Source organism: Micrococcus sp. TCR-5 (assembly GCF_052220525.1).
GTDB classification, from domain to species: Bacteria; Actinomycetota; Actinomycetes; order Actinomycetales; family Micrococcaceae; genus Micrococcus; species Micrococcus luteus.
In genome coordinates, this window is the sequence record NZ_JBQPDO010000002.1 from 197,469 (window position 1) to 209,713 (window position 12,245).

Here is a 12,245-nt window from a genome sequence, read left to right on the forward strand (position 1 = left end):
TTGCACCTCTCATGAACGGAAGCATCTTCCATGAAGTACACGAAGCTCTCCGCTGCCGCGGCCCTGGCCGCCGGCTCGGCCCTCATCCTCTCCGCATGCGCCCCGGGCGGCGGCAATGCAGACGACTCCAGCAGCAACGGCTCCGGCGCCAGCCAGGGCGGCGACTCGGGCGCCGGCAACGTCGTCGAAGGGGACAAGGGCCAGAAGCTCACCGCCGAGGCCTCCGGGCCGGAGATGGCCGACCTGGGCGACGTCGAGACCCAGGACGGCTCCATCGCCTACTCGGTGGGCGCCGATGACTTCCTGTCCTACAACGGCCTGCAGTCGAACACGTACACCACGTACAACTCGGCCGTCGTGGACCGCATGTTCTCGTCCTTCTGGTACTTCGGCACCGACGGCTCGATCATCCCGAACGAGGACTTCGGCACGTACGAGAAGACCTCGGACGACCCGCTGACCGTGAAGTACACCATCAGCGACGACGCCAAGTGGTCTGACGGCACCCCCGTCACCGCGGGCGACTTCATCTTCCACTGGGCCGCGAACAACGACACGGTCAAGGCGGAGGGTTCCGAGACCCCGCTGTTCGACTCGATCTCCTTCGAGCAGGGCAAGTACATCCCGGAGGCGCCCGAGGGCGAGGCCGACGGCAAGGAGTTCACCGTCACCTACCCGGAGCCCTACGCGGACTGGGAGATCCTCATCAGCACCGCACTGCCGGCGCACATCGTCGCCGAGGAGGCGGGCATGAGCTTCGAGGAGCTCGTCACTGCCGCGAAGGAGAAGGACGTCGAGGCGCTCACCCCGGCGGCCGAGTTCTGGAACGACGGCTGGGACTTCAGCCCCGGCGAGCTGCCGGACGCCTCGCTGGTGCCCTCCATGGGCTCCTACAAGTTCAAGGACGGCGGCTGGCAGGCCGGCCAGTCCATCACTCTCGAGGCCAACCCCGAGTACTGGGGCACCCCGCCGGCCACCAAGGAGCTCGTCCTCCGCTTCGCCGACCCGAAGACCCACGTGCAGGCCCTGCAGAACGGCGACCTCGACGTCATCGAGCCGCAGGCCACCGTGGACACCCTCCAGCAGCTCGAGGGCCTCGGCGACGACGTCAACGTCCAGACCGGTGACCAGCTGACCTGGGAGCACGTGGACTACAACCGCGGCGAGGGCTCCGTCTTCGCGGACTCCCCGGAGCTGCGCGAGGCCTTCGCCCTCTGCCTGCCCCGCCAGCAGATCGTGGACAACCTGATCAAGCCGATCTATGCGGACGCCCAGGTCATGAACCTGCGCGAGGTCTTCCCCTTCCAGGACAAGTACCAGGAGGTCGTGGACGAGGCCTACCCGAAGGAGATGGACGAGCCGAACATCGAGAAGGCGAAGGAGCTCGTCGAGAAGTCGGGCGTCTCCAAGCCCACGGTCCGCCTCGGCTACCAGGCCGGCAACCAGCGTCGTACCGAGACCGTCGCGCTCATCAAGAGCTCTTGCGACCAGGCCGGCTTCGACGTGCAGGACGCCAACTCGCCGGTGTTCTTCAAGGAGGTCATGCCGGCCGGTGACTACGACGCCGCCCTCTACGCCTGGGCCGGCTCGGGCCAGAAGGCCTCCGGCGCGAACATCTACCAGTCGGACGGCGCCCAGAACCAGCAGAGCTACAACAACCCCGAGGTGGACGCGGCCTGGGACAAGCTCGCCACCTCGCTGGACGAGAACGAGCAGCTCGAGCAGGTCAAGACCATCGAGAAGCTGCTCTGGGAGGACTTCCAGGCCATCCCGCTGTACGCTCACCCGGGTCTGGTCGGCCACAAGGCCGACGTCGCCAACGTGCGCGACACCGCCGCCCAGTCGGGTGCGCTGTGGAACGTGGAGCAGTGGGTCCGCGTCCAGGAGTGACGCCCCGCTGACCTCTGACCCGGCGGTCCGCCTCCCGCGGACCGCCGGCGTCGGGATCGAGGACAGAGCCCGGCCGGGCACCGGCCGGGCTCTGGCCGTGAACCGCGGCAAACCCGCACCCCTCCCTTTCCCTTGCACTCGCACGGAAGGTCACCCCCTGTTGTGCTGAAATTCATCCTCAAGCGCCTCGGCAGCTCCCTCCTGGTGCTGTTCGGCGCGTCGATCCTGCTCTTCTTCCTCGTGGCCCACTCGGGTGACCCCCTCCAGGACCTGCGAGAGTCACAGAACCCCAACCGCGAGACCCTCATCGCCGCCCGCACCGAATTCATGGGGCTGGACCAGCCCTGGTACGCCCGGTACTGGGACTGGCTCCAGGGCATCGGCGGCTGCGTCACCGGTCAGTGCGACCTCGGCCTCAGCCGGAACGGTCAGTCCGTCGGTGACCTGCTGAGCAACGCCGCGGCCTCCACGCTGCGCCTCGTGGTGCTCGCGACCGTCCTGGCGATCATCATCGGCATCGCGATCGGCATCATCACCGCGATCCGCCAGTACTCCGGTCTCGACTACGTGGTCACGTTCCTGATCTTCCTCTTCTTCTCGCTGCCCGTGTTCTGGGCGGCCGTCCTCCTGAAGGAGTACATGGGGATCCGGTTCAACGACTGGATCCGCAGCCCCGAGCTGAACTGGCCCCTCCTCATCGGGGTCGCCGTCCTCGCGGGCCTGGTCCTGCAGGCCGTCATGGCGGGCGACCTCAGGCGGCGCGCCTTCACGTTCGGCGCCACCGCCGCGTTCATCCTGCTCGCCGGCTGGGTGCTGTTCGCCGTCGACTTCTGGCGGCATCCGCAGATGGGCCCGGTCGTGCAGCTGGTCATCGGCCTGGCCGCCGCCGTCGGCGCCACCGCGGTGATCTCCGGTCTGCGCAACCGATCGGTCCTCAAGGCCGCCCTGGTCACGGCCGCGATCGGCCTCGTCGCCTACTACGCCACCTACAGCCTGCTGTGGCGGACGCCGTCCGCGCTGCTGCTGGCCGGCCTCGGCGTCATCCTCGTGCTGGTGGCCATCCTGGTGGGCCGCCTGCTCGGCGGCTTCTCCAAGGGCTCGGCCGTGTCCGCCTCGCTGGTGACCGCCCTGATCATGGGCGTGGCGATCGTGGCGGAGCACCTGATGAACTACTGGCCGACCTTCCTGAAGGTCAAGCCGCGCCCGATCTCCACGATCGGCTCGGGCACCCCGAACCTGGACGCCCACTTCTGGGTGGTGTTCCTGGACCGCGGTGCGCAGCTTCTGCTGCCCACCATCCTGCTGACCATCATCTCGGTGGCCACGTACTCGCGGTACACGCGCTCCTCCATGCTCGAGGTCTCGCGCCAGGACTACATCCGCACCGCGCGCGCCAAGGGCCTGCCGGAGCGCCAGGTGATCCTGAAGCATGCGTTCCGCAACTCCCTGATCCCCATCACCACGATCATGGCCTTCGACTTCGCCGGCCTGATCGGCGGCGCCGTGATCACGGAGCAGGTGTTCGGCTGGAAGGGGATGGGCGAGCTGTTCGCCACCGGCCTGCGCGACGTGGACCCCATGCCCGTGATGGCGTTCTTCCTCGTGACGGGCACCGCCGCCGTGCTGATGAACCTCGTGGCGGACGTGCTCTACGCCGTCCTCGACCCCCGGATTCGAGTGTGAGCCAGATGACCACCAACAACTCCTCGACGACGGGCGCGCAGCTCGACGAGAAGCAGATCTTCGACCTCGCGGAGGCGGAGGACGCCAAGCTCCGCGCCAAGGCCGGGAAGTCCTACTCCCAGGGTGCCCTGGTCCGCAAGCGGTTCTTCCGCCACAAGGCGGCGATGATCTCCCTGATCGTGCTGGTCTTCATCACGCTGATGGCGTTCTCCTCCATCGGCTTCGCCGGCATCCCCGGCTGGTGGGACAAGTCCTACACGGCCGCGGCCTCCGTGGTGAACGGCGGTCGCCCGACGCTGTCGGTCGTGCCGCAGGCCTTCGGGGGCGAGGGCATCCGCTGGGGCGAGCATCCCTTCGGCCAGGACACCACGGGCAAGGACTACTTCGCCCTCGTGATGCGCGGGACCCAGCAGTCCATGATCATCGCGGCCATCGTGGGCCTGCTCTCCACCGTGATCGGCGCGGTCGTCGGCGCCGTGTCCGGCTACTTCGGCGGCTGGGTCGACTCCGTGCTGATGCGCCTGACCGACCTGATCATCGTCATCCCGCTGCTCGTGCTCGCCGCGGTGCTCGGCCAGATGGCCAGCGGCATGAAGATGGGCATCCTCCCGCTCGCGGTGGTGCTCGGCCTCGTGTCCTGGACGTCCCTGGCCCGCCTCGTGCGCGGCGAGGTCCTGTCCCTGCGCGAGAAGGAGTTCGTGGCGGCCGCCGTCGCCATGGGCGCCAAGCCGGGCCGCCTGATCTTCAAGCACCTGCTGCCCAACACGATCGGCGTGATCGTCGTGAACGCGACGTTCGCCATCGCGGGCGCGGTGCTGCTGGAGACCTCGCTGTCCTTCCTCGGCTTCGGCGTGAAGGCGCCGGACTCGTCTCTGGGCCTGCTCATCTCCGACTATCAGAACGCGTTCACCACCCGTCCGTGGCTGTTCTGGTGGCCCGGCATGATCATCCTCGCGATCGCCCTGTCCGTGAACTTCCTCGGTGACGGCCTGCGCGACGCCTTCGACCCGCGCCAGGGTGCGGGCGCCCACCGCAGGCCCCGCTTCTTCGGCCGCCGCGCGGCCGCCACCGAGGCCGGTGCGACGACGGCGGGCGGTCTGGCCGCGGCCCCGACGGCCGGCCGGATCGAGGCCCCCGTGGAGGCGGCCGGCGGATCCGCACGGATCTCCGACGCGGACGAGGACGGTCAGCGATGAGCGCGAACGACAAGAAAGGCCGATCCATGTTCGGCAAGAAGAACCAGAACGACGTGACCGCCGGCGGGCAGGGCTCGCACGCGGCGTCGTCGGCCGACCTCGAGGCGCGCGGCGCCGCCGTGCCCGGCTCCTCCGGCGCCGGCGGCGTGCCTCCGGGCCCCGCGACGAGCGCGATGGGCGTCGTGGCCCGCCACGACGACCTGGGCGGCGAGCCGGTGCTCGCCTTCCGCGACGTGGACGTGAAGTTCGCGACCGAGTTCGGCGAGGTGCACGCGGTCAAGGGCGTGACGTTCGACGTCAAGCCCGGCGAGGTCGTCGCCCTCGTGGGCGAGTCCGGCTCCGGCAAGTCCGTCACGAGCGCCACCGCCATGGGCCTGCTCCCGGGCAATGCGGACATCACCGGCTCCGTGAAGCTGGCCGGCCGCGAGGTGCTCACCATGACCCCGGGGCAGCTGCGCGACATCCGCGGCGACGAGGTGGCGATGGTGTTCCAGGAGCCCATGACGGCCCTGAACCCCGTCCTCACCGTGGGCGACCAGCTCACGGAGGCCCTCGAGCTGCACGGCATCGCCTACGGCACCGAGGCGGACAAGCGCGCCGTCGAGCTGCTCACCATGGTGGGCATCCCCGACGCCGCCACCCGGCTCAAGCAGTACCCCCACCAGTTCTCGGGCGGCCAGCGCCAGCGCATCGTCATCGCGATGGCGATCAGCTGCTCGCCGAAGGTGATCATCGCGGACGAGCCCACCACGGCGCTCGACGTGACGGTCCAGGCCGAGATCCTGGAGCTGCTGCGCTCCCTGAAGAACAAGATGAACACCGGCATCCTGCTCATCACGCACAACATGGGCGTGGTGGCGGACATGGCGGACCGGGTGTGCGTGATGCTCCACGGCGAGCTCGTGGAGCAGGGCTCGGTGCACCAGGTGCTCCAGCACGCCCGGCACCCGTACACCCAGAAGCTGCTCTCGGCGGTGCCGCGCCTCGGCGAGCCCCTCGAGGTGGCAGAGCCGGAGCCGGTCACGGCCACGCAGACGCAGGCCCGGTACGCGATCGAGGCGGAGAACCTCCACCTCGAGTACGACCACCGCGGCAAGAAGAACCGCGTGGTCCACGACGTCAGCTTCCAGGTGGCCCCGGGCGAGATCCTGGGCCTGGTGGGCGAGTCCGGCTCGGGCAAGTCCACCATCGCCAAGTCGGTCCTCGGCCTGCTCACCATCGCGGAGGGCTCGCTGCGCATCCAGGGCCACGACCTGGCGACGATGCCCAAGGCCGAGCAGCGCGCCCTGCGCAAGAACATCGGCGTGGTCTTCCAGGACCCGGCGGCCTCGCTGGACCCGCGGTTCCCGATCGGCGACATCATCACCGAGCCGATGGTCGTGCACAAGGTGGGGGACCGGCGCTCGCGCCTGGCCCGCGCCGAGGAGCTGCTGGACGCGGTGCGTCTGCCGCGCTCCGTGGTGAACCGGTACCCGCACGAGCTCTCCGGCGGTCAGCGCCAGCGCATCTCGATCGCCCGCGCCCTGACCCTGGACCCCCAGGTGCTCATCGCGGACGAGCCGACCTCGGCCCTGGACGTGTCCGTCCAGGCCGCCGTGCTGGACATGTTCGCGGAGCTGCAGCAGCGCTACGAGTTCGCGTGCCTGTTCGTGTCCCACGACCTCGCGGTGGTGGACATGCTGGCCCACAAGGTGCTCGTCCTCAAGGACGGCCGCCAGGTGGAGCAGGGCCCCACGGAGGAGGTGCTCCACCGTCCGAAGGAGGAGTACACCCGTCGCCTCCTGGCGGCGGCGCCCGTGCCGGACCCGGACCAGCAGGCGGAGCGTCGCCAGGAGCGCCGCGAGTTCCTCGCCTCCCTCGGCGAGGGCGTCTACTGACCGCGCGGGTCGGCGGCGGGCGCGTCCCGCCGCCGACCCCGGGCCCACCGGCCCGCCTGTCCACGGCGGCCCCTGCGCGTACAATCGCACGGGGGCCGCCGTCGTCGTGTGCCTCCACCCCTTTGATGTCGAACCGGACAGGACGCCCATGACCTCGACCGAAACCCGCCGCTCCGATCTGCGCAACGTGGCCATCGTGGCCCACGTGGACCATGGCAAGACCACGATGGTGGACGCCATGCTGCGCCAGACCGGTGCCTTCAACACGCACGGCGACGTCGCCGAGCGGGTCATGGACTCCGGGGACCTGGAGAAGGAGAAGGGGATCACGATCCTCGCCAAGAACACCACGGTGTTCTACTCCGGCCCGTCCGCCCCCGAGGGCGAGACCGTCACCATCAACGTGATCGACACCCCCGGCCACGCCGACTTCGGCGGCGAGGTGGAGCGCGGCCTGTCCATGGTGGACGGCGTCGTGCTGCTCGTGGACTCCTCCGAGGGCCCGCTGCCCCAGACCCGCTTCGTGCTCCGCAAGGCCCTCGCGGCCAAGCTGCCCGTGATCCTCGTGGTCAACAAGACGGACCGCCCGGACGCGCGCATCGACGGGGTCGTCTCCGACTCCATGGACCTGCTGCTCGGCCTGGCCTCGGACCTGGCCGAGGAGGACCCGGACCTGGACCTCGACTCGGTGCTGGACGTCCCCGTCGTCTACGCCTCGGGCAAGGCCGGCCGCGCCTCCCTGACCCAGCCCGCCGACGGCGCCCTGCCGGAGGCCGAGGACCTCGAGGCCCTCTTCAACGTGATCATGGAGCACATCCCGGCCCCGTCCTACACCGAGGGCGAGGTCCTCCAGGCGCACGTCACCAACCTGGACGCCTCCCCGTTCCTCGGCCGCCTCGCGCTGCTGCGCATCTTCAACGGCACCCTTCGCAAGGGCCAGCAGGTCGCGTGGGCCCGCCAGGACGGCGCCCTGAAGACCGTGAAGATCACCGAGCTGCTGGCCACCAAGGGCCTCGGGCGCGTGCCCGCGGAGGAGGCCGGCCCGGGCGAGATCGTCGCCGTCGCCGGCATCGAGGACATCATGATCGGCGAGACCCTCACCGACGCGGAGAACCCGAAGCCGCTGCCGCTGATCACGGTGGACGACCCGGCCATATCCATGACCGTGGGCATCAACACCTCCCCGCTGGCCGGCCGCGTCAAGGGCGCCAAGGTCACGGCCCGCCAGGTGAAGGACCGCCTGGACAAGGAGCTGATCGGCAACGTCTCGCTCAAGGTGCTCCCCACCGAGCGTCCGGATGCGTGGGAGGTGCAGGGCCGCGGCGAGCTCGCCCTGGCCATCCTCGTCGAGCAGATGCGCCGCGAGGGCTTCGAGCTCACCGTGGGCAAGCCGCAGGTGGTCACCCGGACCGTGGACGGCAAGGTCCACGAGCCGATGGAGCGCATGACCATCGACATCCCCGAGGAGTTCATGGGCGCGGTCACGCAGCTCATGGCCGCCCGCAAGGGCCGCATGCAGGAGATGTCCAACCACGGCACGGGCTGGATCCGCATGGAGTTCCTGGTACCGGCCCGCGGCCTGATCGGCTTCCGCACCCGCTTCCTCACCGAGACCCGCGGCGCGGGCATCGCCTCCTCCTACGCGGCCGGCTACGAGCCGTGGACCGGTGAGATCGAGTACCGCACCAACGGCTCCCTCGTGGCCGACCGGGCGGGCACCGCCACGCCGTTCGCCATGATCAACCTGCAGGAGCGCGGCACCTTCTTCGTGCAGCCCGGCGCCGAGGTGTACGAGGGCATGATCGTGGGCGAGAACTCGCGCGCCGACGACATGGACGTGAACATCACCAAGGAGAAGAAGCTCACCAACATGCGTGCGGCCTCCTCCGAGTCGTTCGAGGGCCTGACGCCCCCGCGCCGGCTCACCCTCGAGGAGTCCCTCGAGTTCGCCCGCGAGGACGAGTGCGTGGAGATCACCCCCGAGGACATCCGCATCCGCAAGGTCGTCCTGGACGCCAATGAGCGCCTGAAGGCCGCGCGCGCCCGCGCCCGTGCCTGAGCGTCCCCGCCGCCGCGCCCGGCCCGCCGACGTGGTGGGCGGGGCGTTGCTCGGCGTCGTCGCCGGCGCGCTCGGCACCGCCGTCCATCTGAACCTGGCCTCCCTGCCGGGCGGCTGGACCCTGCCCTGGGGTGCGGTGCTGGCGCTTGTGCTCGTGGGCTCGACACAGCGCTGGTGGATGGTCCGACGCGCGGGCCGCGGCGGGCGCGCCCTGCCGGCGGGGGCCGCGGTCGTCGCCGGCGCGTTCACCGCCGTCCTGGCCCTGCAGCGCCTGCCGGTGGACGACGCCCTGGGGTTGTCCTGGACGGCCGGCCTGTGGGCGGCGGCGCCGGGCGCCGTCGTCGCCTCCGTGGCCTGGAACGTCGGCCAGCCGGTGCTCGGTATGGTCCTGTTGGCCGCGGGCCGGCGGCTGGACCGCCGACCCGCGGAGGCCGCCGAGGCCGCCACGCGCCCCTGCCGGGCCACTGTGACCGCCCGCGAAACGCGTCCGGGGGAGCGAGTACCCTGGACCGCAGCCCCGCAACCCCGTGCCCAGAGAGAGGTGGACGGTCAGCCATGACCTACGTGATCGCGTTGCCGTGTGTGGACGTCAAGGACAAGGCGTGCATCGACGAATGCCCCGTGGACTGCATCTACGAGGGTGAGCGCATGCTCTACATCCACCCGGACGAGTGCGTCGACTGCGGTGCGTGCGAGCCGGTGTGCCCCGTCGAGGCCATCTACTACGAGGACGACACCCCCGACGAGTGGGCCGAGTACTACAAGGCCAACGTCGAGTTCTTCGACGACCTGGGCTCCCCGGGCGGGGCCGCCAAGCTGGGCATGATCGCCAAGGACCACCCGATCATCTCCGCCCTGCCCCTGCAGAACGCCGACGCCTGAGCCCCATGCTGACGCTGCCGGACTACCCGTGGGACACGCTCACCCCCTACCGTGAGCGTGCCGCCGCCCACCCGGACGGCGTCGCGGACCTGTCCATCGGCACGCCCGTGGATCCGACGCCGGCGCTGATCCGCCGGGCCCTGACCGAGGCCGCCGACGCGCACGGCTACCCGACGACGCACGGCACGGACGCCCTGCGCCGCGCCGTCGTCGACTGGTACGCCCGGCGCCGCGGGGTGCCCGGGCTGGACCCGGCGGCCGTGGTGCCCACGGTCGGGTCCAAGGAGTTCATCGCGTGGCTGCCCACGCTGCTCGGGCTGGGTGCAGGCGACGTCGTCGTCCACCCCGAGGCCGCCTACCCCACCTATGCGGTGGGCGCGCTGCTGGCCGGGGCGGAGGCCGTGGCCGCGGACGACCTCGACGCGCTGGCGCCCGAGGTGCGTGAGCGGGTGCGCCTCGTGTGGACCAACTCGCCGGCCAACCCCACCGGCGCCGTGCTGGACGCGGCGGCGCTGCGCCGCACGGTCGACGCCGCCCGCGCCGTGGGCGCCGTGGTGTGCGGGGACGAGTGCTACGCCGAGCTCGGCTGGGACGCGTGGGACGGGGCCGTCGTGCCCTGCATCCTGTCCGACGAGGTCTCCGGCGGCGACCTGACGGGCCTGCTGAGCGTCTACTCGCTGTCCAAGCAGTCCAACCTCGCCGGCTACCGCGCCGCGTTCGCCGCGGGGGATCCGGAGCTCGTGGCGACCCTGGTCAACACCCGCAAGCACGCGGGCATGATCGTGCCCGCCCCGGTGCAGCACGCGATGGCCGTGGCCCTGGCCGACGACGCGCACGTCGCGGAGCAGAAGGACCGCTACCGCCGCCGTCGGGACGCGCTGCGCACCGCCCTGGAGGCCTCCGGCCACACGGTGGACCACTCCGAGGCGGGGCTGTACCTGTGGACCCGGCGGGCGGACCTGGATCCGGCCGACGCCACGGCGCAGGACTCGTGGGACCTGCTGGGCGAACTGGCGGACCTGGGCATCATCGCCGGGCCCGGCGTGTTCTACGGTGCTGGCGGCGACGGCTACGTCCGCGTGGCGATCACCGCCACGGACGAGGCGGTCGCCCGGGCCGCGGCGAGACTCACCGCCCGCGGGCCGCGGACCGGCTGAGCCGGGGTCGGGGGCCGTCGTCGGGGGAAGCGACCGCGCGTCCCGGGCCGGTCCTTGATAGTTTGGAGCAGAGTCGTCCCCGTGTGGGCGCGCCCACGCCGGCGCGTGAACCCGGGCCATCGAGAAGACAAGACGAGGGAGCACACCCGTGACCCATCACGAGTCCGTCCGGCTGACCGTCGGCGAGCAGAGCCTGGACCTGGGCGTCGAGCACGCCACAGAGGGCAACAACGGCATCAACATCGCCCCGCTCCTGAAGGAGACCGGCGACGTCACCTACGACCCGGGCTTCATGAACACGGCGAACGCCAAGTCGGCCGTCACGTTCATCGACGGTGACCAGGGCATCCTGCGCTACCGCGGCTACGCCATCGAGGACCTCGCCGAGCACTCCTCCTTCATGGAGGTGGCCTACCTGCTGATCTACGGCGAGCTGCCCGAGTCCAAGGAGACCCTGGAGGCCTGGGAGACCAACATCCTGCGCCACAACATGGTGCACGAGGACCTCAAGCTGTTCTTCAACGGCTTCCCGCGGGACGCGCACCCCATGCCGGTGCTGTCCTCCTCCGTGTCCGGGCTGTCCACGTTCTACCCGGACTCCCTGGACCCGCACGACCCGGAGCAGGTCCACATCTCCACCGTGCGTCTGCTGGGCAAGCTGCCGGTGCTGGCCTCCTACGCGTTCAAGAAGTCGCTGGGCCAGCCGTTCATGTACCCGCACAACTCGCTGAACTACGTGGAGAACTTCCTCCGCCTGTGCTTCGGCGTGCCGGCCGAGGAATACGACATCGACCCGGACGTGGTCAAGGCCCTCGACCTGCTGCTCATGCTGCACGCGGACCACGAGCAGAACGCCTCCACCTCGACGGTGCGCCTGGTCGGCTCCACCCAGGCCAACCTGTTCGCCTCGGTGTCCGCCGGCATCAACGCCCTCTACGGCCCGCTGCACGGTGGCGCCAACGAGGCCGTGCTGAACATGCTCCGGAAGATCAAGTCGGAGGGCATCACGCCCGAGGACTTCATGGAGAAGGTGAAGAACAAGGAGGACGGCGTCCGTCTGATGGGCTTCGGGCACCGCGTGTACAAGAACTACGACCCGCGGGCCAAGATCATCAAGAAGACCGCCGAGGACATCCTGGGCAAGATGGGCGGCAACGACGAGCTGCTGGAGATCGCCCAGCGTCTCGAGGAGAAGGCCCTCGCCGACGACTACTTCGTGGAGCGCAAGCTCTACCCGAACGTCGACTTCTACACCGGCGTGATCTACAAGGCCATGGGCTTCCCGGAGAAGATGTTCACCGTCCTCTTCGCCCTGGGCCGCCTGCCCGGCTGGATCGCCCAGTGGCGCGAGCTCATGGAGGACCCGGCCACCAAGATCGGCCGCCCGCGCCAGATCTACGTGGGCGAGCAGCTGCGCCAGTACCCGCAGCGCTGACCCGGGGGCACTGACCCTGGGGCGCTGACCCTGCGTTTGGGGGCGGTTTCGGGTGGTATTCCGACG

Annotated in this window: 9 protein-coding genes; all 9 read left to right on the forward strand. The window is 70.2% G+C overall.

Translation table 11 applies throughout. The annotated features are described in order from the left end of the window. Nucleotides 1-30 precede the first annotated feature (30 nt). The 9 genes from ACTSKS_RS02695 (at nucleotide 31) to ACTSKS_RS02735 (ending at nucleotide 12,179) form a co-directional block, all read left to right on the forward strand. Nucleotides 31-1,890 carry an ABC transporter family substrate-binding protein gene (locus ACTSKS_RS02695; RefSeq protein WP_095694778.1) on the forward strand — a complete coding sequence of 620 codons (1,860 nt, stop codon included), beginning with the start codon at nucleotides 31-33 and terminating at the stop codon, nucleotides 1,888-1,890. Between the two features lie 162 nt (nucleotides 1,891-2,052). Further along, nucleotides 2,053-3,573 (forward strand): ABC transporter permease, encoded by a 1,521-nt coding sequence (locus ACTSKS_RS02700; protein ID WP_095694777.1) that lies wholly within the window; start codon nucleotides 2,053-2,055, stop codon nucleotides 3,571-3,573. 5 nt (nucleotides 3,574-3,578) lie between these two features. After that, the gene (locus ACTSKS_RS02705; protein ID WP_144826564.1) at nucleotides 3,579-4,769 is read left to right on the forward strand and encodes an ABC transporter permease; all 1,191 of its coding nucleotides are present in this window, start codon (nucleotides 3,579-3,581) and stop codon (nucleotides 4,767-4,769) included. After that, a complete protein-coding gene (locus ACTSKS_RS02710; protein ID WP_073117068.1) occupies nucleotides 4,766-6,646 on the forward strand; it encodes an ABC transporter ATP-binding protein in 1,881 nt (626 codons plus the stop codon). Before ACTSKS_RS02705 ends, ACTSKS_RS02710 begins: the two co-directional genes overlap by 4 nt. A gap of 148 nt (nucleotides 6,647-6,794) precedes the next feature. Next, on the forward strand, nucleotides 6,795-8,705 hold the full coding sequence (typA, locus tag ACTSKS_RS02715; protein WP_148408396.1) for a translational GTPase TypA: 1,911 nt from the start codon (nucleotides 6,795-6,797) through the stop codon (nucleotides 8,703-8,705). Next, nucleotides 8,698-9,264 (forward strand): hypothetical protein, encoded by a 567-nt coding sequence (locus tag ACTSKS_RS02720; RefSeq protein ID WP_206496550.1) that lies wholly within the window; start codon nucleotides 8,698-8,700, stop codon nucleotides 9,262-9,264. Before typA ends, ACTSKS_RS02720 begins: the two co-directional genes overlap by 8 nt. Further along, the gene (fdxA, locus tag ACTSKS_RS02725) at nucleotides 9,261-9,587 is read left to right on the forward strand and encodes a ferredoxin (protein ID WP_002855160.1); all 327 of its coding nucleotides are present in this window, start codon (nucleotides 9,261-9,263) and stop codon (nucleotides 9,585-9,587) included. Before ACTSKS_RS02720 ends, fdxA begins: the two co-directional genes overlap by 4 nt. Before the next feature lie 5 nt (nucleotides 9,588-9,592). Further along, a complete protein-coding gene (gene dapC, locus ACTSKS_RS02730; RefSeq protein ID WP_135039538.1) occupies nucleotides 9,593-10,744 on the forward strand; it encodes a succinyldiaminopimelate transaminase in 1,152 nt (383 codons plus the stop codon). A 148-nt stretch (nucleotides 10,745-10,892) separates the two neighbouring features. Beyond that, nucleotides 10,893-12,179: a citrate synthase gene (locus ACTSKS_RS02735; protein ID WP_073117070.1), complete on the forward strand. Its 1,287-nt coding sequence runs from the start codon at nucleotides 10,893-10,895 to the stop codon at nucleotides 12,177-12,179. Nucleotides 12,180-12,245 lie beyond the last annotated feature (66 nt).